This window comes from Kitasatospora sp. NPDC094016 (assembly GCF_040304045.1).
Lineage (GTDB): Bacteria > Actinomycetota > Actinomycetes > Streptomycetales > Streptomycetaceae > Kitasatospora.
Genome location: NZ_JBEOUK010000020.1, coordinates 54880 through 80203 on the forward strand (window position 1 = coordinate 54880; position 25324 = coordinate 80203).

The window sequence follows — 25324 nt, forward strand, 5'->3', positions numbered from 1 at the left end:
CTACGCGGGCGGACCGGATGGCGAACAGCAGGCCTCCAACGCCGGAAGGGAGTCGGCGTGGATACTGCTAGCCGCGGATTCCGGCCGTGTGCAGGCGGCGGCGGACCTCCTCCCACTCCGGGGCGACCGGCGCGGTCGTCCGCGCGCCGACGCCCCGGTCCTTGAACCCGCTGGACGTCGACACGCACACCACCGGACCCTCGGCCTCCCCGAGGCCCTCGACGCCGCCGAGGCTGCGCAGCCCGGCGAGCCCGGCCGCCGCGGAGAGCTCCGTCCAGAGCCCGGCGCGGGCCAGTTCGGCCTGTGCGGCGGCGAGTCGGCCGTCGTCCAGGGTCAGCACCCGGCCGCCGCTCTCGCGGACCGCGACCACGCCCCGGTAGCCGCAGACCGGGGAGGCGATCGAGTACGCCTCGCTCGGCCCCACCGTCACCCGGGCCGCCGGCAGGCCCTGGCGGACGGCCAGGGCGAGCGGCGCGCCGGACGCGGACTCGCAGGCGACGATGCGCGGCACCCGGTCGGCCAGGCCGAGCCGGTGCAGTTCGCTGAAGCCCTTCCAGACGCCGAAGAGCAGTTCCCCGTAGCCGGTGGGCACGAACACCGCGGCCGGCACGCCGATGTCCCGGAAGATCTCGTACGCCACCGTCTTGTAGCCCTCGGGGCCGTACGCGTGGCCGGTGTGGGTGGTGGTGAGGTTGCTGACCGGGTGCAGGCCCAGCCGGTCCACGACCTGCCGCAGCAGCGGCCAGCGGGCCTCCCACGGCACCGGCAGCACGACGGCGCCGTAGGCGTTGAGGAACGCGTCGACGGCCGGCGGCAGGCCGGGCCCGGTGATCACCACGCAGCGCAGCCCGGCCCGGGCGGCGTAGGCGGCGGCGGACGCGCCGTGGTTGCCGGAGGAGGCCACCGCGATCCCGGGCGCGCCGACGCCCACGGCGGCGCTGGTGGTGCAGCGGTTCAGCCGGTCCTTGTGGCTCCAGGTCGGGTTGCGGGCCTCGTCCTTGACGTACACCCCGGGTTCGAGCTCGACCAGCGGCGTGCCGCCCTCGCCCAGGCCCGGCGCGAGCAGCGGCGGCAGCAGGGGGGCCCACCGCTCCAGCCCGCCGCGCGGCGCCCCGGCGTCCGCGCCAGGGGCGAACAGGGCGGCCGCGTCGGCCTCGCGGTAGGCGTAGTCGACCTCGACGGGGTAGGAAACGTCCTCGGTGCCGGTGCGGGGACAGCCCGTGGTGAGCGGGGGCCACAACGGGTAGTCGAGGGAGGGATCGCCGAGGGAGCGCTGGCTGGTTGCGAGGGAGCTGTCTGTCGCCATGTCAGGAGCCTAACCGGGCCTGCGCCGTCCGGTCCGGCGGATTCCGGGGCCCGGTGGGCTGCTCCTGGCTCCCGCGGCCGCTACTGAGCCTGTCGGACGGCCGAGACGTCGAACTCCAGGACGACCTTGTCGCCGACCAGGACGCCGCCGCCCTCCAGGGCCGCGTTCCAGGTCACCCCGAAGTCCTTGCGGCTGATCGTCACCGAACCCTCCAGGCCCACCCGCAGGTTGCCGTAGGGGTCGACGGCGTTGCCCGTGTACTCGACGTCGATGGTGACCGGCCGGGTGACGTCCTTGACGGTGAGGTCGCCCGTCACCCGGAACTCGCCGTCCCCGCGCGGCTCGACCGCCGTCGTGGCGAAGGCGATGGTCGGGAAGTTCGGCACGTCCAGGAAGTCGTTGGTGCGCAGGTGCTGGTCGCGCTGCTCGACGCCGGTGTCGATGCTCTCCGTCCGGATCGTCACCCGGGCGGTGGAACGGCCCGGGTCGGCGCCGTCCAGATGGGCGCTGCCCTCGAAGGCGGTGAAGGAGCCGCGGACCTTGGTCACCATGGCGTGGCGCGCCACGAAGCCGATCCGGGTGTGGGCGGGGTCGAGGACGTAGTCCCCGGTGAGCTCGGACAGGGAGACGGTCATGGTCGGCTTACCTCCTGGGCGTGTGTGGGGCCTCTCCGGGGAATCGCGGGGGGTCGGGTCCTCGGGGGTAGCCGACCCCGGGGGCGGTGCCGCCCCGGTCGCCCCGGACCACGCTAGGTGCTGCGCCCGGTCCCCGCCCGTCGGGCCCGGGCCGCTGTCTTCCACGCGGGTGCCCCCGCCCGGGGCGGGCGGGGGCACCCGCGGGCGTCCGCGAGGTTCAGCGGTGGCCCGGGAACTGCACCACCTGCTGGTAGGTCGGACGGTTCTGCCAGGTGGTCTTGTCGTCCGTGACACCGCCGAGCGGGCGCTGGATGATCGTGTCGGCGCACCACTGGTCGCCGGCGGAGCAGTCCGCGTCGCCCGGGTAGACCTGGGCCGGGGTCTGGGCGGCCGCCCGCTTCAGGGTGTCCAGCAGCACGCCCCGGCAGGCCGCCAGATCGCCCCCGCCGCAGTACGGGCGGGCCAGCGGGCCGGCCACCTGGTCGCCCAGGACGGACCGCAGGTCCTTGTCCAGGTAGCTCCACCAGCCGTACTGGAAGGCCGAACCCTTGTGCGGGATCGCCTCGTTGGCGCTCACGGGGCCGCCGCCGCCCGGTCCGGTCTGGCCGCCGGAGGGCGACTCGTTGATCTGGAGGGCGCCGGTCAGGGCCGCGAACAGCTGGTCCCCGAGGCCGGGTCGCATGACGCCCTCCGCGAGCAGCGGCCACCAGGCGTCCAGGACGCGGATCGCGGCGGCGTCCGCGTAGCCGTGGCTGCCGGGCGACGTCTCCTTCCGCTGGGCGCCGTTCGCCAGCCAGGCCTCCAACTGCTGGAGCGCGGTGGCGGCGGCCGGATCGGTGACGGGGGCGCTGCGCAGCACCCGGATCAGGTCCGGCAGGACGTCCTCGGCGCGCAGGTCGGCCAGGGCGGCGCTCGCCATGGCCTGGGTGAGCGAGACCCGGCTCGCCTTGCCGCCGTTGCGCAGCAGCGCCTTGACCCGGTCGTCGAGCAGGTTGCCGCGGTGCACCGAGCCGTTGCCGAACCCGGCCGAGGTGAAGCCGTCGGCCTGCTTGTTGTTCCAGGAGATGTAGTAGTCCTGGTTGACGGACTGCGGGTGCTCGGCCGCCGGGGTGTACCGGGCGGTGTTGGTCGCGGGGTCGAAGTCGGCCCACTCGTAGGCCGGTTCGGCGCGCAGCGGCAGGCCGGCGTCGACCCCGGGGGCGCGCACCGGGTTGCTGCCGGAGTTGTAGTACGCGATGTCGCGGGAGTCGGCGTAGAACCAGTTGAAGGTGTAGTTGATGTCCTGCGCCGCCTGCTGGAAGCTCGTCGCGTCGTGCACCGCGCCGGGGTCGTTGAGCTCCTGGAAGCCGATGATGGAGTCGGCCTCGTGCCGGTAGGTGGAGCGCAGCGAGGTGAAGGCCACGGGGGCGCCGCCGACCGTGCCGCGGGCGGTCACCAGGCCGTACCTGCTGCGGTACATCACCAGGGTGTAGGAGCCGGCGGCGGTGGAGTCGGCGGTGGTCGGGTTCCAGGTGTTCTTGCGTTCCAGCCGGTCGAAGGGGACGCACTGGCCGTGCCAGAGGTAGGAGCCGGCGGCGGTGGTGGCCGGGGAGCCGTCGGTGGTGCAGAGGGGGACGGCGTAGGTGTCGGTGATGTCCTGCCCGGCGGAGGTGGCGCTCCAGGCGTAGTCCTGGCCGCGGCCGAGCTGCACGTAGAAGCTCAGGCCGGCGAAGGCCGCGCCGCGCGCGCTGATGCCGGGGCCCTGGATCTCCTCCAGCATCAGCAGCTGCGGGGCGAAGTAGCCGGTCTGCGGGCCGAACACGGCGACCGGGTGGCCGTCGTCGGTGTGGGCGCCGGAGACCAGCAGGGCGTTGGACATGCCGTGCTTGGCGGTGAGCAGGTTGCCGGGCAGCACGCCCGGGGCTGCGGTCCGCGCGGCGCCGGCGCCCGTGCCGGTGGCGTCGTAGATCATCCGCTCGGGCACCACCGAGCCGGGGTCGGGCAGCGCCTCGCCCTGCGGGGCGTCGGGGACCGGGGCGTAGGGGAAGCGCTGGCCGTCGTGCAGGGTCTGGACGGCCTCCGGGTCGTCGGCCTCGCGCAGCGACTTCCAGACCGCGTCCCCGGCGTCCTTGCCGTAGCGGGCCTCGGCGGCCGACTTGACCTGGGCGGAGGCGAGTTCACCGCCGCCGCCGGAGCCGAACAGGGCGCCGACCACGGAGGCCAGGGCGACCAGGTCGGTCAGCTTGAACGGCTCGATCGACCCGGCGTTGGTGATCGGGTCGATGTGCCCGGTCAGGTCGTACTCGCCGGGGAAGGTGCGGGCGTTGTAGGACTCCTTGGCGTACTGGTTGATGCCGTCCAGGTAGGCGTTCGCGTCGGTGAGGGCCTGGGCGGCCCGGCCGCCGCGGGCCGCCAGGGCGTCGATCTGCTGTTGCAGTTCCGCCTCGGTGTACGGCGCGGCCTGCCAGAAGCTCTGCTCCAGCTGGCGGTTGGCGGCGGCGCCGCCGGCGAAGCCGGACAGCTGGCCGCGGCCCACGTGCCGGAACAGGTCCATCACCCACAGGCGGTCCTGGGCGGCGGCGTAGCCCGCGCCGTACTCGGTGCCGTAGCGGGTGGTGCCGGTGATGTGCGGGACGCCGGTGGCCTTGTCGCGGACGATGGTGACGTCGGCGCGCGGGCTGATGGTGCTGGCCACCTGGTCGGCGGGGACGCCGAAGGAGGCGTCGTTGAAGAAGTCGCGCAGCTTGGCCTCGGTCAGGCCCGGGTAGCCGGAGGCGAGGGCGGCGTACGGGCCGAGCTGGTCGTCGGTGTGGGCGGGGCGGCTGCCGAACATCCGGTTGAGCAGGATCTCGGCGAGCGTGGCGTTGCCGTTCTCGCCGGGCGGCAGGATGTCTCGGCAGTGGCCGCCGCAGTAGTCGGCCGCGGTGGCGGTCGGGGCTGCGGGGGCGGCAGCGGTGGGGGTGGTGGTCAGGGCGGCGGTGATGAGCAGGGCCGACGCGACGGCGGCGGCCGGGAAACGCGGGGGGTGGGGGCGTAGGCGCAAGGGGAGCTCCTCCGTCGAAGCCACGGGAGCTCGACGGTAGGGGCGTTACTGACCGGTTGGCTAGTGGCGTGCATGCCATTTCCGGTGGGGCGCGGCCGGGTTGGCGATCCAGCGGGGCCGTCTGCCGTCCGGCGGCGAGGCGGGTGGCGAGGCGGGCGGCGGCGGGTGGCCGGGGTGGTGGTGAGCGGCGCCAGGTCGGCGGCCCTCGGGGCCCGGAGGGGGCGCCCGGGGGCCGACCGGTCCTCAGTGCAGGGGGATCGCGGCGGCAGGGTGGGCCGTCGTCGCCGTGACGGCCGCGTGTGCGGCCGTGACCAGCGTGGGGAGGTGCTGTTCCTCGGTGAGCCAGGCCAGGTGCCCGTCGGGCCGGACCAGGGCGGCGGTGACGCCGCGCCAGGCGGGCCGTGACGCGGCGAGCGGCCCGCCGGCAACGGTGACGCCCGGGTGGGTGGCGTGGGCGAGGGCGGCGAACTCGGGTCCGGCCCGACCGGTGAGGTCGAGCAGGACGTGGCGGCCCGCTCGCAGCAGCGTGAACAGGCCGGGGCCGCCCGCCGCCCCGGCCGGTCGCAGGTCGGGCGCCCGGGAGCCGGTCAGCGGGTGCGCCCCGTCGGCGGGGTCGGCCGGGTAGGCGGCCGCGAGGCCGGCCGCGCGACCGGCCAGTTCGTCCGAGAACTCGTCGACGCCGGTGATGAGTTCGGCGAGCAGGTCGCGCAGGGCCAGCGTCATCGGCGAGTGGTCGATCATCAGCCCGGACTGGGCGTGGGTGGAGCGCAGCAGCTCCACTCCGACCGGGTGGCGCTCGGCGTGGTAACTGTCGAGCAGGCCGTCGGGGGCGGAGCCGGTGATGGTGCGGGCGAGCTTCCAACCGAGGTTGGCGGCGTCCTGCATGCCGACGTTGAGTCCGGGCCCGCCGGCCGGGAAGTGCGAGTGCGCGGCGTCGCCCGCCACCAGGACCCGCCCGTGCCGGTACCGGTCGGCCTGGCGGGAGGCGTTGCCGAAGGTGGAGATCCAGCCGGCCTCGCGCATCCCGAAGTCCGTCCCGGTGATCCCGAGGACCTTGGCGCGCAGTTGCTCGAAGGTCAACGGGCCGGGCTTGGTGCGGACGGTCGCCGTGTCGTTGCCGACCACCCGGTGCACCCCGTCGGGCAGTGGGAAGATCATCACGGTGCCGTGCTCGTTGGAGACGGAGCGCCAGGGCGGCGGCGCGTCGAGCACGGTGTCCGCCATCCAGGCCCAGGCGCTGGCCGGGGTGCCGGGGAAGCCGATGCCCGCCGCCTCGCGCACGGTGCTGCGGGTGCCGTCGCAGCCGACCAGGTAGGCGGTGCGCAGCTGGTAGGGCCCGTCCGGGCCGAGGACGTGGACGGTGACCGCGTCGTCGTCCTGCTCCAGCCCGGTGACGCGGTGTCCGCGCAGCAGCCGGGCGCCGGTCGAGCGGAGGTGTTCGGCGAGCAGCTCCTCGGTGCGCACCTGGGGGAGCGAGAGCGTGAACGGGTACGGCGTGTCCAGCCGGCTGAAGTCCAGCCGGGGCGGCAGGGCGGCGAAGTGCCCGCCGGGGATGCGCACGCCCTCGGCGAGGAAGGGCTCCACCAGGCCGCGGGAGGCCAGCAGTTCCAGGGTGCGCGGGTGCACGGTGGTGGCCCGCGAGTGCGGGTCGGGTTCGGTGCGGCTCTCCAGCACGGTGACCTCGATGCCCTGCAGCCGGAGTTCGGCGGCGAGCCAGAGCCCGACCGGGCCCCCGCCGGCGATGACGACCTGTTCCATGGTCCATTCCCCTCTTGGTCAGTGACCAACGACTTGGCTCCAGTAGACTAGGTCAGTGACCAAGAAGCAAGCCCAGGACACCCCCCGGACCCGACTCGACGCCGACACGGTGGTTCGCGCCGCCCTCGACCTGCTGGATGACAAGGGCGCCGCCGCCGTCTCCGTGCGCGGCGTCGCCGAACGGCTCGGCGTCCGGATGAACACCGTGCTCTGGCACGCCAAGACCAAGGGCCGCCTGCTGGAGCTCATGGCGGACGCGATCGTCGGCGAGATCCCGCTCGACGACCTGCCCGCGCCCTGGCACGAACGGGCCCGCGAACTCGCCCACCGCTACCGCCGGTGCCTGCTGGCCCACCGCGACGGCGCGGTCATCGTCGCCGGCACCTACGCCGCCGAGCCCGGCACCCTGCGCTTCGCCGACGCCATGATCGCCGCGCTCCTCGACAGCGGACTGGACGAGCGCCGCGCGTCCTGGGTGTTCTGGAGCATCCAGTACCTGACCCTCGGCCTGGTCCAGGAGGAGCAGGCCCTGGCCGCGCAGGACGGCGTGCACACCCTCGTCCCGGCCCTCGCCGGCGGCGACTACCCGGCGCTCGCCCGGGTCGTCCCGCACATGGAGGATGTCGCCTTCACCGAGCGCTTCGAGTTCGGCCTCTCGCGGATCCTCTCCCCGTCCGGCCCCACCGCCCCCTGAATTCCCAGCAGCCGCCTCCTCGTTGCCCCGGCCGCTCCACACGCCCCCCTCGGAACCGCCTTTGCCGGTGCGCGGCGAGCGGCGGGTGGGGCGGCCGATCGGCTCTGTGGCGGCAGGTGTTCCGCCGACCGGCGGCGATTTTCGGCCCTCCTCCCACATCGGGCGATCCCGGCGGCGCCACCCCGCCGGATCGACGCCCGCCGTTCCCCGGCCCGGGAACCCGCTGGGCAGGCGCGAGATCACCGTTTGTGAGGCTTGCCTAACCTGCGCCCCGCCGCGACCGGAGGGCCCTGTCCGCTTCGCGGTGTTGGCCGGATCGGGCGGCACGCGGACTTCTTGACAGGCGGGAGCCCGTACGCCGAAGCTCATCGCAGTTGGCGAATTTCTCACCGAACTCCCGCTCCGCTTCGGCCTCTTCGCGAGGCGTTTTTCTCAGCAGTGGCTTCGTCATGAGGGAAAGTGAGATCCGCTTGACGTTCGTGACCGCGGAAACCCGCGCGGAACCGGCCCGCCCGGTGAAAGCGAGACACCGGGACAGTGGCGTTCCGGACCACGGGCGGATGTACGGGCGGATGTACGGGCGGGCCGATGTCGAATTCCACACCACAGTGCGGGAATTCGGGTTTCCCGACCGCGCCGCCCCGGCGCGCCCCGCCCCGGCGTGCCCCGCGCACGTGACCGCACCTCCTCCGGCGACGGCCTGATCCGGAGGGCCCTGCCCGGTGCGGACGACCGCGCCGGGCCGTCCGGGATCCACCTGTCCGGCCCCGATTCGTCCGGCCCCGATCCGTCGCCGCCGCACCACCGCCTCCGTACCACCGTGTCCGTACCACCGCACGGAAGGAACAGCCATGTCGCAGAACACCTGGGACAAGGAACCACGCCCCGCCAGGCTGGAGGAACGCCTGGACGACGGCGTGGTCCGATGTCATCTCAGCCCCCGGAACTGCCGGATCCGCCCCGGCCAGCACGGATTCTGCATGGTCCGGGCCAACCGGGACGGCCGCCTGGTGACCCTGAACTACGGGCGCTCGGTCCACGCCACCGAGGAGACCATCGAGACCGAGGCGGTGTTCCACTACGCGCCCGGCGCTCGGATCCTCTCGATGGGGAACGTCGGCTGCATGCTCAACTGCGACTACTGCCACAACTGGAAGACGTCGCAGGCGCGCCACGTGGAGGACAAGGACGTCTACCACTACACGCCCGAGGAGGTCGTGGACATCGCCGTCCGGCACGGCGTGAAGGTGATCTCCTGGACCTACAACGACCCGGTGGTGTGGCACGAGTTCGTGGTGGAGACGGCCGCCCTCGCCAAGGCGGCGGGAATCGTCAACCTCTACAAGTCCGCGTTCTTCATCAGCGGTGAGGCGATCGAGGAACTGATCCCGGTGATCGACATCTTCTCGGTGTCGATCAAGTCCCTGGACCCGAAGTACTACCGGAAGATCACCAAGGGCTGGCTGGAACCGGTCCTGGAGGGCACCGAGCAGGTGTTCCGGGCCGGGAAGCACGTCGAGGTCTCCACGCTGATGGTCACCGACCTCAGCGACGACGAGGCGACCGCCCGGGACATGGCGAGGTTCGTCGGCGAGCGGCTCAGCCCCGACGTGCCCACGCACTTCGTGCGCTTCCACCCGGACTACAAGATGACCAACACCATCCGCACCCCCGTCGACCGGCTGGAACGGGCCCGCAAGGTCGCCATGGACATGGGGCTCAACCACGTCTACCTGGGGAACGTGTACGACACGGAGTCGACCAACACCTGGTGCCACCGGTGCGGGCAGCTCCAGATCACCCGCTACGGCCTGAACGCCGACCTGGTCGGGCTGGACGCGGCCGGCGCCTGCGTCGGCTGCGGCGCCCGCTCGTCGATCGTCCAACTGCCCGACGCCCACCCGCGCGCCCGGGTGCCCGAACTCCCCGCCGCCGAGGGCCTGGATCTGGCCCGCTTCGACTGGCACGGCGACGTCCGCGCCCTGCACGTCCAGGTGCGCAACACCTCCGCCGCGCCGGTGCGGGCCTACCACCGCCGCTACGGCGACCCGGCCGCGGACCAGGGCTGGCAGGTCATCGACCTGGCCCCGCAGGAGAGCTTCCGGTACATCGCGGCCAAGAGCACGTCGGGCGAGGTCGGCGTCCAGGTGGCCGTACCGCCGCAGTGCACCTCCAGCCTCCACCAGGTCTTCGACCGCGCGCACTTCCCGACCGTGGAGGCCTCCGCCGGAACGCTGAACGAGGACGTCTCGCCGCTGCCGCTCTTCCAGCCCCGCGCCAGGTCATGACCGGGCCCGCGAGCACGACGGAGCAGGCGGGCCCGATGCGGCACGGGACCGACTACCGCGTCCTGCCGTTCAGTGACGACCTGTCGGCCGTCCTCATCACCGGGAGCCACCGGCTGCTGCTCGCCCCGGCGGACACCGCCGAGCGGCTGGCCTCCGGCGTCGGCCACCTGCGGCCGGACGAGCGGCGGGCCTGGGAGCGGTTGCAGGCCGGCGCCGCCACCGGCCGGGAGGCCAATCGCCTCCGGCTCCGGGAGAGCGCGCTGTCCGACGGCGCCGACTTCGCGGTCAACGTCAACCTGACGAACGTGTGCAACCTCGCCTGCACGTACTGCTTCGCCGAGGGCGGGGACTACGGCCGGATCACCGAGGCGATGGGCGAGCACTCGATCGCCTGGATCTTCGACTTCATCCACCGCTACGCCGCGCCCGGGCAGCGGGTCCGCTTCGAGTTCTTCGGCGGGGAGCCACTGGCGAACTTCACGGTGATCCGCAAGATCTGCGAACGCGCCCGCGACCTCACCGGGCGCTCGGGCACCGAGTTCGTCCACCGGATCTCGACCAACCTCACCCTGATGCCCCAGGGCGTCGAGGAGCTGTTCCGCGACCACCGGTTCATCGTCTCGGTCTCGATCGACGGCGGCCGCGAGGTCCAGGACGCCAACCGCCCGTCCAAGAACGGGAAGGGCTCCTACGACCGGATCATCCGCAACCTGTTCCGGCTGCGCGAGGCGTGCGGCGACGACGTCACCCTGGTGGCCCGGATGACCATCGCGACGGCGCGGCCCAGCCTCACCGAGAGCGTGCTCGACCTGTGGGGGCTCGACCTCTTCGACTACTTCCAGATCTATCCGGGCGTCTACCCGGTGGAGCAGGGCACGACGGTGCCCATCGCCCTCACGCTGGGGGACCGGAAGCTGTCCGAGCCCAAGGGCATCCAGTACATCAACCACTTCCTCCAGCCCGGCATCGTGGAGCAGTTCAAGGACTTCCTGGTCCACTACCCGCGGCTGTTCGCCCCCGACAACCGGTTCAAGGGCGTGCTGGAGTACGAGCGCGCCGTGCAGATGGTCACCGAGGGCGCGGCGGCGCTGGCGTTCTGCTCGGGCGGCCGGACGTACTACACGCACTCCCCGGACGGCAGCGTCAGCCCCTGCCACCGCCTGGTCGGCGACCAGGGCTTCGACGTGGGCACCGGGGCCGAGGGCCTCACCCGGGACCACCCCGAGTGGCGGCGCACCGTCGACGAGCACCGGGTGTGCGGGTCCTGCTGGGCCCGCTACCTGTGCGGCGGGGGCTGCCGGCAGGAGAACCACGTGGCCTCGGGTGACGTGAACGTCCTCAACACCGAGTCCTGCCAGTACCAGTTGATGCTCGCGGAGGAGGTCGTCAAGATGCTGGCCCGCTCCGCCGCCGACTACCGCGAGCGGTCGCGGGCGCGCTACGACGACCTCTTCGTCTCGTGCGGGCGCCCGGTGGTCCCCAACGACCGGCCGGCCCTCGACACGGCCGCCGACGTCCGCCCGTTCCAGGTCCTCTGCTGACGGCCTCCACCCCCGGACCCGTCCACCACCACGCCAGGCCGGCCCCGACGAAGGAGCGACAGCAGATGGCCGAGAAGATCATCCGACGGAACATCCACACGTACCCGTTCAAATACCGGCACCACGAGTACGACGAGTACTTCCGCCCCGAGAACGCGGTGCTCTACCTGCACGTCCCGTTCTGCATCACCAAGTGCGGATTCTGCGACTACACCGTCTACATCAACCGGAACGAGCAGCACTTCGCCCAGTACGTCGACGCGCTCGAACGCGAGATCCGCGCCTTCGCCGCCAATCGGGCCTTCCCCGCGTTCCGGGTCGACGCGGTGTATTTCGGCGGCGGTACGCCGGGTATCCTCACCGGCGACCAGACGGCCCGGCTGCTGGACGCCTGCCGGGAATCGTTCGAATTCAACGAGGGCGCGGAGATCGGCCTGGAATTCGACCCCTCGACGGTCGACGAGGCCAAGATCGCGCGGATGCGGGAGGCCGGATTCACCCGGCTCAGCGTCGGGGTCCAGGCCTTCGACGACCGGCTGCTGGAGATCTGCAACCGCTCGCACGACCTCGCCACCGCCGAACGCGCCTTCCGCACCGTCGTCGACGGCGGTTTCACGCACACCAACATCGACCTGATCTTCCCGTTGCCCGGCCAGTCCGTGGACGACTGGAAGCGCAGCGTCGACCGGGCCATCGAACTCGAACCGGCCTGCATCACGGCCTACGGCCTGGAGATCTGGCCCAAGACGGCGTTCCACTCGCTCATCACGTCCGGGAAGATGGCGCTCCCCTCGGCGCAGGACGAGCGCCGGATGTACGAGTACGCCATCGACGCGCTGCAGGCGGCGGGCTTCGCCCGGCGCAGCTCGACGGGGTACTACCACCCCGACCGCTGCGCCGACTACTCGCGCTTCCTGGAGTACTACTGGCGGACCTGGCCGATGATCGGATTCGGCGTCTCGTCGAAGAGCGTGATCCACGACCGGCTGTTCGTCAACGTCAAGCCGCTCAAGAAGTACTACGAGATGGTCGGAAGTGGTCAAATCCCGCTGGATTTCGCCACGTACCTCACCAAGGAACAGGAAATGCGCCGCGTCATGATCCGCGGCCTCAAGATGTGCGAGGTCAACCGGCCGGACTTCCGCGACCGGTTCGGCGTCACCATGGAGGCCGTCTTCGGGGCGGAGATCGAGCAGCTCGTCGACAAGGGCTGGCTGGAGGAACGGGGCACGGACGTGTATGCGCTGACCAGGCTCGGTCAGTTGTTGTCGACCAATGTGTACGAGCTGTTCTACGCGCCGGAAGATCTCAGTCCCGCCGAAGGGGATGAGGTACGGTTCGGCATATCGGAGCTCGTCGAGTGACCTGATCGGCGGGTGTTGTCACGAGGGGCAGAGCGAATTGTCGCGCACGTGCTCGCACCAGGCCTTCCGCCGGGGCTTTCGCCGGGACTTCCTCCGGACCGGAATGATCGCGGTGACCTGCGGGGGACCGCGGTGAACATCCTCCCCGCGTGGTTCGCCGGGCTCAGCCTCGGCTTCCTGGTCGCCCTGCCCCTCGGCCCCATCGGCCTGCTGTGCGTGCGCAGCGTCCTGCGCGACGGCTTCCCGACCGGCTGGGCGATCGGTCTGGGCGCGGCCCTGGTGGACATCGCCTACGCCGGCCTGGGCCTCGCCGGGGTCGGCAGGCTGCTGGACGTCCCCGCGCTGCGCACGGCCCTGGGGCTGGCCGGGGCCGCCGTTCTGGTGTACATCGGCGCTCGCTCGCTGCGCTCCGCCTTCCGGGTCCAGGCGGCCGCCGAGGACGAGCGCAACCCCGAAGTGGTCCGCCCGCTGGCGGCGTTCCGCACGGCGCTGGCGGCCACCGCCTCCAACCCGGCGACGATCGGCTACTGGGCCGCCGCCTTCGCCGCGGCCACGGCGGCGAACGTCACCGGGACGCTGCCCGCCTCGGTGTCCATGCTGGTCGGCGTGGGCTGCGGCACGCTCCTGTGGTTCACGCTGCTGAGCACGGGCGTGGTGGTGTTCCGCCGGCGCTTCAGCGCCCGGCTGCTGAAGGGCGTCGACCTGGTCGCCGGGATCGGGGTCATCCTCTTCGGCGGCTTCCTGGCCTACCAGTCGCTCGCCTGAACCGGCCGCGGTGACGGCGTCGGGCGGCGGCTGACCGAGGCTCTTCGTCGAACTCCCGGCTGTGCGGCGGGAGTTCGGTGTCGGGCCCCGGCTTCCGAACAGCCCGGTGTCCGCGCCGCCGCCCGCCTCCGCGCCTCGGGGGCGGCGGCGGGCCGGACGCCCGTCCCCCTGGAGGAACCGATGGCGTCCCACCGTCCCCCTGGCGTCGATCCGAACGGAAAACCCTGGCGGCTGGGCGAGTTACTGCCCAGGGCGCTGGTGTACCTGGCCGGCTGCGTGGTCTTCTCGACGGGCGCCCACTTCTTCATCCAGTCCGATCTGGGCACCGACCCGCTCGACGTCTTCTCGCTGGGCGTGCTCAAGCACCTGCCGCTCACCATCGGCCTGTGCCAGGCGGCCGTCGCGGTGGTGTGCATCGGGGCGTGGGCGGCGTGGAACCGCAAGCGCCCGGTGGTCTCGCCCTTCGTGACCTTCTTCCTGTGCGGCAGCCTGATCGACCTCTTCCAATGGCTGCGGCCGGCGGCCTGGTTGGGGCTGAGCAGCTACCCGCTGATGCTGCTCGGCGCGCTGCTGTGCGCCTACGCCTCGGCGCTGATCATCATGAGCGGTTTCGGCATCCGGGCCATCGACCTGCTGGCGATCACCATCCGGCACCGCTGGACCTGGCCGTTCTGGTGCGCGAAGGGGCTGATCGAAGGAGTGCTGCTGCTCTGCGGCTGGCTGCTGGGGGGTCCGGTGGGCATCGGCACGGTGGCCTTCCTGGTCTTCGTGGACCTGCTGATCGAGCCCTTCGTCCGGTTCAACCGGCGGTTCCTGGACATCCCGGACCACGGCTTCGCGGTCGCCCTGGCGGTGCCCTGACCGGAGGCGGTGCGGCCGGCCCTGGTGCCGGTCCGGCCCGCTCCGGCGGCGGCCGGTGGCGGACCGGTTGCCGGAGTACCGTGGAAGGGGTCGAGGCACTGCCGCCGTCGGCGGTTGCCGCAGGTGTGGTGCGACGTGGGGACCGGAGGCGCCGGTGGCGCGAGAGAGCATGCCCGCGGTCGACGACTCCCGGCAGAGCCCGGTCGGAGCCGTCGGCAAGGTGACGGTGCCCATTCCGGCGGGCGGCCCGGGCGAGGTCCTGGTCGCCCTCCGGGGTGGTTCGGAGGTGTTCGCGGCCTGGTGCTCGGAGCCGGTCGGCCGGGACGTCCGGGTGGTCGTGGTGGACGCGATCTCGGCCCGCTCGGTGATCGTCGAGCTGTTGCCGCCCTAGCCGCGGCTTCGTATCCCAGCTGGTCAGGTGGTCGGTCATGTTCTTCTGGCACGTTCCCGCACCCAACGAGGCGATGCTCGTCTCCGGGTCCAAGCACCAGGCGCAGGACACCCAGTTCCGCATCGTCACCGGGCACGGCAGCCTCGTCCTGCCGGTCAAGCAGAAGGTCCGCATGCTCTCCCTGGCCCTGCGGGAGGCGGAGATCGCCGAGGACTGCGTGACCCAGCAGGGGATCCGGCTCACCGTGCGCGCGGTCTGCGTGTTCAAGGTCGGCGACGACGCGGTGTCGATCGCCAACGCGGCCCGCCGCTTCCTCTCGGAACAGGACCAGATGGAGGAGCTCGTCGGCCGGATCTTCGCCGGCCACCTGCGCTCGATCATCGGCGGGCTGACCGTCGAGCAGATCATCCGGGAGCGCAGCCGGGTCGCCCAGGAGGTGATGGCGGGCAGCCACGGCGAGATGGAGAAGCTCGGCATCGTGGTCGACGCGCTGCAGATCCAGGAGATCGAGGACTCGACCGGGTACATCGACAACCTGGCCGCGCCGCACGCGGCGGCGGTCGCCAGCCAGGCCCGGATCGCGCAGGCCAAGGCGGACCAGGAGGCCACCGAGCGGGAGCAGCAGGCGGCCGCGCTGAAGGCCGAGTACGAGCGCGACACCGCGATCAAACGGGCCGGGTTCCTCGCCGAGACCGAGCAGTCCAGGGCCCGGGCCGCCCAGGCCGGGCCGCTCGCCGAGGCCCGGGCCTCCCAGGACGTCATCGAGGAGCAGACCGCGCTCGCCCAGCGCCGGGCCGCGCTGGCCGCCCAGCAACTGGAGGCCGACGTGCGGCGCCCGGCGGACGCCGAGGCCTACCGGCAGCGGACGCTGGCCGAGGCCGCGCGCGACCGGGTGAAGTTCGAGGCGGACGGCAGCGCCTACAGCGAGCGGGCGCTCGCCCAGGCGCAGGCGGACGCCAACACCGCCCGGGCCGACTCCCTGCGCGGCGGCAACCAGGAGCTCATCGCGGCCAACCGGATCGTGGAGAACCTGCCGGCCCTCGCCGACGCGGCGGCCCGGGGCATGTCCGGAGCGGAGCTCACCGTCCTCAACGGCAGCGACGGGGTCAACCAGATGGCGGCGGGCATCGTCAGCCAGGGCCTCGCCATCCTGCACTCGCTCCAGCACTCGACCGGCCCGTTCGGCGACGGCAAGTCCAAGCCCCGCTTCCCGGAACGGACTTGAGGCACGTCGGGGCCCGCGGGCCGAGGCGTCAACGGGCGGCGAGGAGGCCGTCGACCAGGGCCCGCAGGCCGTCCAGGTAGGTGTCGTCGGTGGTCAGTGCGGCCCAGCGGTCCGCGACCTGTGCGAGGCGGGGGAGTTCGTCCGGGTCGAGGCCGCCGAACACCTGCTCCCGGTAGGTGGCGCGCTCGTCGTCCGCGCGCCGCCGGGCCGCCGCCGCCCGGACCACCAGCTCGCCGGCGGTGTAGTACCAGATCGTGCGGTACCCCTGGACGGCCCGTTCCGGGGTGAGGCCGCACGCGGTGAGGCCGTCGACGATCTGCTCGACGAACCACAGCGCGGACGCGGACATCAGGTCGTCGGCGGTCAGCACCTCGACGATCCAGGGGCAGCCGGCCAGCGCCTCGTGGATCGCGGCGGCGGAGTCGACGACCCGGTCGCGAGGGTCGGCGGGCAGCTCGGGCCGGCGCAGCGTCCGGGCCGCGTAGTCGTCCAGCAGGAGGACGAGCAGTTCCTCCTTGTCGCGCACGTGGTGGTAGAGCGCCATCGGCGTACTGCCGACCTCGGAGGCGAGGCGGCGCATGGTCAGCCGGTCCGCGCCCTCCTCGGTCACGATCCGGCGGGCCGCCTCGACGACCTGCTCACGGGAGATGCGGGGCGGTCGGCCCGAGGTCCTGCGCGGTGGGGTCGGCATGGGGCCATCATCGCTCAGGGGTCGACAGCGGCGGCCGTGCGGGGTTAGTTTTCTTACGCGTATAGAAATTGCTGACCGGAAGGAACACCGCCATGACGCCCACCGCCGTCGACCTGTTCGCCTCGGCCCTGCACTTCCACCCCGACGGCGAAGTCCGAGCCGCCGAGCGGCAGATGGGCGGTGGCGCGCCGGGTACCTGGCACCTCGGCGCCTTCCACGTGGAGACCGACGCCGACGTCCACGCCGACCACTGGGAGATGCACCCGGAGGCCGACGAGGCGGTGTGCTGCCTCACCGGCGGCGCGCGGCTCTACCTCCGCCCCGCGGGCGGGGACGGGCACGGGGACGGGGACGGCGCGGGGGGAGGTGCCGACGAGATGGTGCCGCTGCCCGCCGGCAGCGCCGTGGTCGTCCCCCGCGGCCGCTGGCACCGCCTCGAACTCGACGGCCCCAGCGACCTGATGTCGCTCACCCTGCGCCACGGCACCCGGCTCGAAAAGCGCACCGACACCCCCTGACCGCAGGCGCCCCCGGGCGGCTCGCTCGGCGGCGGCCGGTCAGGACTCCCCGCTCCACGACCGCCAGAGCGCCGCGTACCGCCCGCCGGCGGCGACCAGCTCGTCGTGGGTGCCCAGCTCGACGATGCGGCCCGCCTCCATGACGGCGACCCGGTCGGCGTCGTGCGCGGTCTGGAGCCGGTGGGCGATGGAGATGACCGTGCGGTCGGAGCGCACGGCCGCCATCGCCCGCTCCGCCTGCCGGGCCGTGGTCGGGTCGAGCAGGGAGGTCGCCTCGTCCAGGATCAGGGTGTGGGGATCGGCCAGCTGGACCCTGGCCAGGGTGAGCTGCTGGGCCTGCGCGGCGCCGAGTTCGGTCCCGCCGGTGCCCAGGAGCGAGTCCAGCCCGTCCGGGAGGTCGTGGACCCAGTCCGCCTCCACCAGGGCGAGCGCGGCCAGGACCGCCGCGTCCTCGGCGTCCGGGGCGGCCAGCGTCATGTTCTCCCGGAGCGTGCCCATGAAGACGTGGTGCTGCTGGGTGATGAGGACGACGCGGTTGCCCAGCTCGCCCGCCGCGGCGAGGTCCGCGACCGGCACGCCGCCGACCAGGATCCGCCCCGCGTCCGGGGCGTCGACGCCGGCGAGCAGCTTGCCGAGGGTCGACTTGCCGGCGCCGGACGGGCCGACCACGGCCAGCCGCTCGCCCGGCCGGACCACCAGGTCGACGTCCGTCAGCACGTCGTGCGAGTCGGTGTAGGCGTACCGCACGCCGACGGCCTCGATCCGGTCGCCGGCGGGGCGCAGCCCGGTGGCCGGCGGCTCCTGCGACACCAGGCCGACGCCCTTGATGCGGGCGAACGACGCACCGCTGCTCTGCAGTTGCTCGACCCAGTTGAGCGCCCGGTCGAGCGGGTCGACGAGCTGCCACATGTAGAGGCCGCCCGCCACCACCGCGCCCAGCGTCACCGAGCCGTGGAGGTATCCGAAGCCGCCCACCAGCAGGATCAGTGCCGTCGGCAGCGCGTGCGCGAACTCGGTGACCGGGAACAGCACGGTCCGCAGGAACAGGGTGCGCACCCGGGCCCGGTAGGCGGTGTCGACGGCCCGGTCGACCACGCCGTCCTGGCGCGCCCCGACCCCGTACGCCTCGATGGTCCGGGCGCCGCGGGCGGTGGAGTCGAGGACCTCGGCGACCCAGCCCGCCGCGGCCCCCTCGGCGAGGTAGGCCTCCCGGGCCCGGGACAGGTACCAGTGGCTCACCGCCCCGACGATCGGCAGGCCCACCAGGGCGCAGAGCCCGATCAGCGGGTCGAGCAGGAACGTCGCGGTGAGGATGACCAGCACCTGGACGACGGCGATGAAGACGTCCGGGGCCGCGTTGCGCAGGGTGGCGGCCACGGTGCCCACGTCCAGCGAGGAGCGGGTCACCAGGTCGCCGGCGCCGACCCGTTCCGCGTACCGCCCGGGCAGCGCGAGCGTCCGCTCGACGACCTCCTCGCGGAGCCGGGCCAGGGCGCGTTCGCCGAACCGGTGGGAGAGGTGGCGGGCGTAGCGGGTGAGCACCAGCTGGGCGAGGGCGAACCCCAGGACCGCGGCGGCGAAGCCGTCCACCTGGCCGACCGTCAGCTCGCCGTTCTCGACCCGGGTGACGATGCGGCCCAGCAGCCACGGCCCGGCGACGCCCGCGAGGGCGGCGAGGCAGGTGAGGGCGACGATCACGCCCATCGCCCGGCCGTCGTCCGCCAGCAGGCGCCAACTGGCCCGGCGCACCGTCGCGGCGTCGGCGACCGGGAGGCGGTGGGGGGCGTGGCGGTCGTGGGGGCGGTCGGGGCCGTCGGGGCCGTCGAGGTCGCTCATCGGGCCGGTCCTTCCTCGGTGTCGGTCGTGCCGCTCGCCGGAACGCTCTGCGGGCGGTCGTCGGTGCTGCCGCGGAACACCAGCGCCGCGTAGCCGGGGTCGCGGGCGAGCAGCTCGCCGTGGGTGCCGGTGGCCCGGACCTTGCCGTCCACCAGGTGGACCACCTCGTCGGCGCGGCCGAGCACCAGGGGGGAGGTGCTGACGACCAGGGTGGTCCGGCCGCCGCGCACGGCGCCGATCCGGGCCGCCACGGCCGCCTCGGTGAGCGCGTCCAGCGCCGAGGTGGGCTCGACCAGCAGCAGCACCTCGGGGTCGGCCAGCAGCGCGCGGGCCAGCCGCAGCCGCTGGCGCTGCCCGCCCGAGACGTTGCCGGCGCGGTCGTGGATCGGCGCGTCCAGGCCGCCCGGCAGGGCGTCGACGACGTCCTCGGCCGCGGCGGCGTGCAGGGCGCGCCGCAGTTCCTCCTCGGTGCGGTCGCCGCGGATCGACACCGCGGAGCGGAGCGTGCCGCCGAACACGTACGCGTCGTCGTCCGACACCAGGACGTGGCGCCGCAGCTCGGCGGGCACCCAGTCGGACAGCCTGGTGTCCCCCCAGGTGGCGTCCGAGTCGGTGTAGCCGCCCAGCCGCTCGACGACGGCCCGGGCCTCCTCCGGCCGGGCGGCGGCCAGCGCGGTGAGCCTCCCCGGCCGCAGCAGCAGGCCGGAGTCGGGGTCGCTCAGCACCGCCGGAGCCTCCGGCGGGTTCGTCAGTGTCCGGCTACGCGTCGCCTCCGGCCGCAGCGCCAGGATGTCGGTGACCCGGCGGGCGGAGACCAGCCCGCGCGGCAGGTCGTCCGCGCCCTCGACGAAGGCGGAGACGGGCACCAGCAGGGCCGCCACGTAGCCGTAGACGGAGACCAGTTCACCGACCGTGATCGAACCGGCGGCCGCCATCCGGGCGCTGAGCCAGGTCACCACGGCCAGGAAGACCACCGGCAGGCAGGCGCCGAGCGCCTGCACCCAACTGGTGAACGAGGCCACCCGGTAGCCGAGCGGGACGAGGGCCTGTGAGCGCTCCCGGTAGCGCCGGGCGAACATCGGCTTGCCGCCGATGCCGTTCAGCACGCCCAGCCCGGCGACCAGGTCGCCGGCCAGGGCGGTCAGCGCCCCCTGCTGCTCGCGGTAGCTTCCCTCGGCGCCGTGCAGCTTCCCCAGCAACGGGCCGACGGTGAGGGCCAGCAGGGGTACCCCGAGGAGGATCACCGCCGCGAGCAGGACGGAGATCCGGACCAGCAGGACGGCGGTGGCGAGGTAGGCGATGACCGCGCCGACGCCGGGCCCGGTGATGGTCAGTGTCTGCGCGATCCGGCCGATGTCGCCGGCCTGGAGGTGGGTCAGCTCACCGGCCGACACCTGGCGCGGCAGCGTCGTCCCCAGCCGGTTGACGTGCCGGGCGATGACCTGGACGGTGCGGTACGCGGCGTCCACCCGGACGAAGGTCATGGTGCGGTGCCGCAGGATGCCGAGGACGGCGATGAGCGCGCCGACCGCGAGGACGGCCGACACCCAGAAGACCAGCGCGCCGCTGTCGCGCGCCCGGAGACCCTCGTCGATCGTCCTGGACATCAGGTAGGGCGGCAGCATCAGGGCGCACATCCACAGGCTGCCCCAGGTCGCGCCGAGCAGGACGCGGCCGCGCTGCCTGCGCACCAGCCACCAGAGGAAGCGCAGCGGACTCCGGTGGTCCGGCACCCCGGGATCGCGGTAGGGGACCCGGTGCGCACCAGGGGGCAGGTCCGGTCCGGCGCCGGTCATCCCGCCTGCTCCCGGGCGGGCCCCCGAGCGGTGAACTGGTCCGGTATCCGTTGGTGTCTCATTCCCGGAGTCTGGCAGACCGCCCCGCCGCGGAACTGACGCACCCCCAGGTCGGACGGCGGGCCGGCCGCCCCCGCCGGGTCACCGCTGCGGCGCGCCGTCCGCGCCCACCGCCAGCCAGTGGGACGGAAGGTCGATCCGGCTGCCGTCGGGCGCGAACTCGGTGAGGAACAAGGGCAGTTCGCCGGAGGCGAGGACGGTGAGCCCGGCGGTGCGGAACAGCTCGCCGAAGGCCGAGTCGACGACCTCGGCGGGGGCGAGGCCGTGCTCGAAGACGGGACGCAGCTTCGGGGGAGGGCCCTGCGGGCTCTGGGCGAGGCCGACCAGGACGGCCTTCGCCGACGCGGACAGCTCGACGACGAACGCCCGGCCGCGATCCCCGACCAGGGTGGCGATGGCGTCGGCAACCGGCTGGCGGTCGGCCGGTTCGGACTGGTGGATCAGGGCGCGGACATACACGTTGGCATCGCCGAGACGGGCGTGCAGCTCCCGGACGCCCTGCCCGTCGGTGGCGTCGAGCCGGGCGAACTCGGGCCGCCCGTCCGGATGCTGGGTGCGGGCGAGCTCCACGGCGGCGGCGGACAGGTCGACCCCGAGGACGCGGCCGAAGCGTTCGGCGAGGAAGCGGGTCTGGGTGCCGTTGCCGCAGCCGACGTCGACGAGGGGCAGCGCCGGGTCGGCGAGGTAGGGGGCGAACAGCGCGAGGTGCACGCTCGCGGTGAGCGCCGGCTCCGCGTCCCAGATCACCGCGCCGGCCTCCGCCGGTGCGTCGCGCCAGAAGCCCTCCCAGGCTTTCAGGTACCGACTCGACACGGGCATGGCGGAGAACCTCCCAGCTGGTGAAGCACGGTGTCGGGATCACCCCCGGACGGCGAGCGGCGCGTGGAGGCGCATGGGGAATCCCGCGAAGGCCTGCGCCCCTCGGTTTTCCCCGACCCCCGACCCCCGAGCCGCGCGCAGCTCCGCCCGACCGGACGGCCGATGACGGTCAGCCACGCTAACGGCCCCGGCGGGCGAGGCCGGCCGCGAGTCACCCGAACGCGGTAATTCCGAGGGAAGTTCATCCGAACGGCCGCCCGCCGTGCGGGCGCTCCACCCTGACTCCGCCGGGCGGGGCCCAGCCGGCCGCCCTGCTGCGGCTCGTTGTTTCTGGTGATGGAAACGCTACGTTGCCTTCATGGCGACCGGAAATCGGATCGCCGATAGCCATCAGCACAAGTGCAGTTCAAGGCGCGATGGTCAGCGCGGTGGCCTTGGATTCAACGCAACGTCAGCCACCGTGTTCGTTGCATGGGATCGGGGGTGAACGCTAGGGTGAGGGCTTTCGGGGAAGCGTGGAGGGAGGATCGCGGTGCCGGGAGGCAGGCTCACTCAGCAGGAGCGCCAGCAGATCGCGTCGGGGATGGCCGGCGGCCTCGCCTACGCGGAGATCGCCAGGCGTCTCGACCGCCCCACCTCGACGGTCACGCGCGAGGTGATGCGCAACGGCGGCCCCACCGCCTACCGTGCCGACCTGGCCCACCGCGCCACCGAACGCCGCCGCGCCCAGCGGCGCGGGCCGGCCGCACCCCGGGGGCCGGAGGCGCGCCCGCAGGCCCACGGGCGCGACGCCGAGGCCGTGCGCGAGTACCAGGAGACGTACACCACCGTCCTGATGGCCTCCGGCATGCCCAGGATGGCGGCCCGGGTGCTGGCCTGCCTCACCCTCACCGACGGCGGCAGCCTCACCGCGTCCGAACTCGCCCAGCACCTCCAGGTCAGCCCGCCGTCGATCTCCAAGGCGATCGCGTTCCTCGACGGCCAGGGCCTCGTCCGCCGGGAGCGCGACGAGCGCCGCCGTGAGCGCTACGTCGTCGACGACGACGTCTGGTACCAGTCGATGATGGCCAGCGCCCGCGCCACCGCCCACCTCGTCGAGGTCGCGCGGCAGGGTGTCGGCGTCCTCGGCCCGCAGACCCCGGCCGCCACCCGCCTGGAGAACATCGCCCGCTTCGTCGACTTCGTCTCCGAGAGCATCGTCCGCGCGGCGGAGCAGGCCCGCGAGATCCTCCACACGAAGCCCGAGGCGACCCTGGCCGGACCGGCCGTTCCGCGTCCGGACCGCGGATAGCCGGCGGTCACCGGCAGGCGGCGCGGTAGGCGCGGCGCCACGGGTCCGGGTCCGCGCCGAGGGCCTGGACGATGTCGGAGAGCAGTTCGACGTCCAGGCGTTGGCGCCCGCGCTGCGGAAGCAGTCGTAGGCGGTGATCCGCCCGGGTGTGCGTTCCCCGGCCGAACGGGGGCGCCGGTCACCAGACGCGGCGGTCGGCGGGGGTGCCGAGGCCGGTGCGGAGGTGGCGGACGAGGCTGCGCCGCAGCTCGCGGTCCTGGTCGGTCTCGACGGGGAGGTCGAGCTGGACGATGTCCACGCCGGCCGAGCGGAGCAGGCCGATGCGGGCGGCGACGGTGGCGGGGGAGCCGGCGTAGGCGGCGGTGAGGGAGCGGCGGATGTAGGCGGCCACCTGCTCGTCGCCCCGGGACGGGTCGGAGCGGCCGCGCTCGCGGTCGCGGTCGAGCTGGACGGCCTCCGTCCAGGGCCCGCCGCCGCCGGAGGTGAGGCGGAGGGCGTCGCGGCGCAGCCGGCGGACCCGGTCGCGGGCCGCCTCGTCGGTGTCGGCGAGGACGACGGTGACGTGCCGCCAGATTCGCAGGCTCCGGCCGTGCGCGGCGGCGGCGGTGCGGACCTGGGCGATCCGCCGCCGGGTGTCCGGCAGCGGCAGCGGGCTGACGGCGTAGACCTCCGCGTAGCGGGCCGCCAGGTCGAGGCCCTGCGGTGACGAGCCGCCGAAGGAGAGCAGCTCGCCGCCGGGTCTGGGGTGCAGGCCGGGCCGGGCGGCGGAGACGGTGTAGAACTCGCCCTTGTGGTCGATGTCCTGGTCGGCGGCGAGGTAGCGGGTGAACAGGTCGAGGTACTCGTCGGCCCGGCGGTAGCGCTCCTGCTTGTCCAGGAGGTCGCCGTCGCGGGCCGTGTCGTGGTCGCTGGAGCCGATGATGACGTGGGCCGCCGCCCGCCCGCCGGAGAGGCGGTCCAGGGTCGCGAGGGAGCGGGCGGCGACGGTCGGCGCGGTGGTGCCGACCCGGTGGGCGACCGCGATGCGCAGCCGTGTGGTGGCGGCCAGGGCCCACGAGGCCACCAGCCACGGGTCGGGCCACGAACTGGACTGCACCACCAGGGCGCTGTCCAGCCCGTCCTCCTCGTTCTCCCGCGCGGTGCGGGCGACGTACGCGGGGTCGGCGGTGCGGTCGCGGCCGTCGGGGGCCCAGCGCAGGGCCTGGCGTTCCTGCGCGGTGTGGCCGGGGACGGGTGCGGCGCGGACCCCGCCGCGGATTTCGAGTGGCACGGCTCTCCTCCGGTCGTGAGCGTCGTGGGCGTCGTGAGGGTGACAGGGGATGGGGACGGGTGCGGCCCGACGGTCAGAGGGCGGCCGGCCCGAGCCGGGCCAGGGTGTCGAGCAGCTTGGCGCGGCTGACGAACACCTCGGGCGGCAGCGACACGTACAGCTGGATGGTGGTGACCCCGGGGCGGTGGTAGGCGAGGATGCGCTCCCGGCACTCCTCCGGCGAGCCGCTGATGAACAGCCCGTCGACGACCTCGTCGGGCAGCGCCTTCTGGGCGCTCTCCGGGTCGCCGGCCGCCCAGAGCCGGTGGGTCTCGGCGAGGAGTTCGCCGTGGCCCAGCCACTCGTGGAACTTGCGGTACGGCTCGCGGTTGAGGATCCAGGCGAGGAACGGACGGCTGGCGCGGTGGGCGTAGTCGGTGTCCTCGGTGGGGCAGACGAAGACCTTGACGACCAGTTCCTTCCCGGGCGGCTGCGGGCCGACGGCGTCCAGGATCTTCGGCACGTCGTGCGGGAACAGCAGGTTGGTGATGGCGCCGTCGCCCTCGTTGAAGCCGAGCCGGAGCATGTTGGGCCGCAGCGCGCCCAGGATGACCTTGACCGGCTCGGTCGGCGGGTGCGGCAGCCGGTAGCCGGTGATGTCGAAGGTGTCGAACCCGCCGGTGACGTACTCGCCGCGCAGCGCCCGGGTGACGAAGCGCAGGACGTCCCTGGTCCGCTTGAACGGCTCGTCGAACGGGATGCCGTTGATGTCGGTGACGTGCGCGGGAACCGAGGCGCCGATGCCCAGCAGCAGTCGGCCCGGGGCGAGTTGGGCGAGCGTCGCGGCGGTCTGGGCGAGCACGGCCGGGCCGCGGGTGTGCACCGGGACGATGCCGGTGCCGATTCGCAGCGAGGGGGACCAGGCCGCCGTGGCGGCCAGTGGGGTGAAGGCGTCGGTGCCGCCGCCCTCGGCACTCCACACGTCGGTGTAGCCGAGGTCGGGCAGCCGCTCGACCAGGAACCGGTGCCGGTCGATGGTCAGGCCGGGCAGCGGGAGGGTGATGCCCCACTTGGGCGGCGCGGCGGGCGCGGGGGCGTGCGCGGAGCCGGGCGGGACGGTCCCGCTGTGGTGGTGCGGTCGGTGCGGGTCGGTCATCGGGATGGCCGTCCTTCCTGTGGTGCGCGGTGCTCTTCGGAGCCGGGGGAGAGGCGGT

20 protein-coding genes are annotated in these 25324 nt (G+C 73.4%); 10 read left to right on the plus strand and 10 right to left on the minus strand.

What is annotated here, in order from left to right; all coding sequences use genetic code 11:
- Positions 1–67 precede the first annotated feature (67 nt).
- The 4 genes from ABT015_RS20020 to ABT015_RS20035 form a co-directional block, all read right to left on the minus strand.
- Complete coding sequence (locus ABT015_RS20020; protein WP_350880786.1) at positions 68–1306, minus strand: threonine synthase; 1239 nt, start codon at positions 1304–1306, stop codon at positions 68–70.
- An 80-nt stretch (positions 1307–1386) separates the two neighbouring features.
- Positions 1387–1941 carry a YceI family protein gene (locus ABT015_RS20025; protein WP_350880788.1) on the minus strand — a complete coding sequence of 185 codons (555 nt, stop codon included), beginning with the start codon at positions 1939–1941 and terminating at the stop codon, positions 1387–1389.
- 217 nt (positions 1942–2158) lie between these two features.
- Positions 2159–4963 (minus strand): penicillin acylase family protein, encoded by a 2805-nt coding sequence (locus ABT015_RS20030; RefSeq protein ID WP_502897359.1) that lies wholly within the window; start codon positions 4961–4963, stop codon positions 2159–2161.
- A 243-nt stretch (positions 4964–5206) separates the two neighbouring features.
- A complete protein-coding gene (locus tag ABT015_RS20035) occupies positions 5207–6721 on the minus strand; it encodes an FAD-dependent monooxygenase (protein ID WP_350880790.1) in 1515 nt (504 codons plus the stop codon).
- A gap of 55 nt (positions 6722–6776) precedes the next feature.
- Between ABT015_RS20035 and ABT015_RS20040 the strand changes: the two genes are divergently transcribed.
- The 8 genes from ABT015_RS20040 (at position 6777) to ABT015_RS20075 (ending at position 15850) form a co-directional block, all read left to right on the plus strand.
- Positions 6777–7415, plus strand: coding sequence for a TetR/AcrR family transcriptional regulator C-terminal domain-containing protein (locus ABT015_RS20040; RefSeq protein ID WP_350880792.1), 639 nt, complete (start codon positions 6777–6779; stop codon positions 7413–7415).
- Positions 7416–8266: 851 nt separating this feature from the next.
- Complete coding sequence (gene amrS, locus ABT015_RS20045) at positions 8267–9703, plus strand: AmmeMemoRadiSam system radical SAM enzyme (protein WP_350880794.1); 1437 nt, start codon at positions 8267–8269, stop codon at positions 9701–9703.
- A gap of 35 nt (positions 9704–9738) precedes the next feature.
- Positions 9739–11244 carry a radical SAM/SPASM domain-containing protein gene (locus tag ABT015_RS20050; RefSeq protein WP_350880796.1) on the plus strand — a complete coding sequence of 502 codons (1506 nt, stop codon included), beginning with the start codon at positions 9739–9741 and terminating at the stop codon, positions 11242–11244.
- Between the two features lie 65 nt (positions 11245–11309).
- On the plus strand, positions 11310–12608 hold the full coding sequence (locus ABT015_RS20055) for a coproporphyrinogen-III oxidase family protein (protein WP_350880798.1): 1299 nt from the start codon (positions 11310–11312) through the stop codon (positions 12606–12608).
- Between the two features lie 132 nt (positions 12609–12740).
- Positions 12741–13373: a LysE/ArgO family amino acid transporter gene (locus tag ABT015_RS20060; protein WP_350880800.1), complete on the plus strand. Its 633-nt coding sequence runs from the start codon at positions 12741–12743 to the stop codon at positions 13371–13373.
- Between the two features lie 180 nt (positions 13374–13553).
- Positions 13554–14234 (plus strand): YczE/YyaS/YitT family protein, encoded by a 681-nt coding sequence (locus tag ABT015_RS20065; protein ID WP_208869047.1) that lies wholly within the window; start codon positions 13554–13556, stop codon positions 14232–14234.
- A gap of 154 nt (positions 14235–14388) precedes the next feature.
- Positions 14389–14625 carry an NfeD C-terminal domain-containing protein gene (locus ABT015_RS20070; RefSeq protein ID WP_350880803.1) on the plus strand — a complete coding sequence of 79 codons (237 nt, stop codon included), beginning with the start codon at positions 14389–14391 and terminating at the stop codon, positions 14623–14625.
- 37 nt (positions 14626–14662) lie between these two features.
- On the plus strand, positions 14663–15850 hold the full coding sequence (locus ABT015_RS20075; RefSeq protein WP_350880805.1) for an SPFH domain-containing protein: 1188 nt from the start codon (positions 14663–14665) through the stop codon (positions 15848–15850).
- A 28-nt stretch (positions 15851–15878) separates the two neighbouring features.
- Here the strand turns inward: ABT015_RS20075 and ABT015_RS20080 are convergent, their stop codons facing one another.
- Entirely contained in the window at positions 15879–16541 is a 663-nt protein-coding gene (locus ABT015_RS20080) for a TetR/AcrR family transcriptional regulator (protein WP_350880808.1), read from the minus strand.
- 92 nt (positions 16542–16633) lie between these two features.
- Between ABT015_RS20080 and ABT015_RS20085 the strand changes: the two genes are divergently transcribed.
- Positions 16634–17059, plus strand: coding sequence for a cupin (locus ABT015_RS20085; protein WP_350880810.1), 426 nt, complete (start codon positions 16634–16636; stop codon positions 17057–17059).
- 39 nt (positions 17060–17098) lie between these two features.
- Here the strand turns inward: ABT015_RS20085 and ABT015_RS20090 are convergent, their stop codons facing one another.
- The 3 genes from ABT015_RS20090 to ABT015_RS20100 form a co-directional block, all read right to left on the minus strand.
- Positions 17099–18895, minus strand: a complete 1797-nt coding sequence (locus ABT015_RS20090; protein WP_350880812.1) for an ABC transporter ATP-binding protein — start codon at positions 18893–18895, stop codon at positions 17099–17101.
- Positions 18892–20691: an ABC transporter transmembrane domain-containing protein gene (locus ABT015_RS20095; RefSeq protein ID WP_350880814.1), complete on the minus strand. Its 1800-nt coding sequence runs from the start codon at positions 20689–20691 to the stop codon at positions 18892–18894. Before ABT015_RS20095 ends, ABT015_RS20090 begins: the two co-directional genes overlap by 4 nt.
- 141 nt (positions 20692–20832) lie before the next feature.
- Complete coding sequence (locus tag ABT015_RS20100; RefSeq protein ID WP_350880816.1) at positions 20833–21570, minus strand: class I SAM-dependent methyltransferase; 738 nt, start codon at positions 21568–21570, stop codon at positions 20833–20835.
- A gap of 532 nt (positions 21571–22102) precedes the next feature.
- Between ABT015_RS20100 and ABT015_RS20105 the strand changes: the two genes are divergently transcribed.
- Positions 22103–22861 carry a helix-turn-helix domain-containing protein gene (locus ABT015_RS20105; RefSeq protein ID WP_350880818.1) on the plus strand — a complete coding sequence of 253 codons (759 nt, stop codon included), beginning with the start codon at positions 22103–22105 and terminating at the stop codon, positions 22859–22861.
- 178 nt (positions 22862–23039) lie between these two features.
- On the opposite strand, the gene ABT015_RS20110 is transcribed toward ABT015_RS20105, so the two are convergent.
- Both ABT015_RS20110 and ABT015_RS20115 read right to left on the minus strand, forming a co-directional pair.
- On the minus strand, positions 23040–24131 hold the full coding sequence (locus ABT015_RS20110; RefSeq protein WP_350880820.1) for an LLM class flavin-dependent oxidoreductase: 1092 nt from the start codon (positions 24129–24131) through the stop codon (positions 23040–23042).
- A 73-nt stretch (positions 24132–24204) separates the two neighbouring features.
- Positions 24205–25266 (minus strand): LLM class F420-dependent oxidoreductase, encoded by a 1062-nt coding sequence (locus tag ABT015_RS20115; protein WP_350880822.1) that lies wholly within the window; start codon positions 25264–25266, stop codon positions 24205–24207.
- Between the last annotated feature and the right edge of the window lie 58 nt (positions 25267–25324).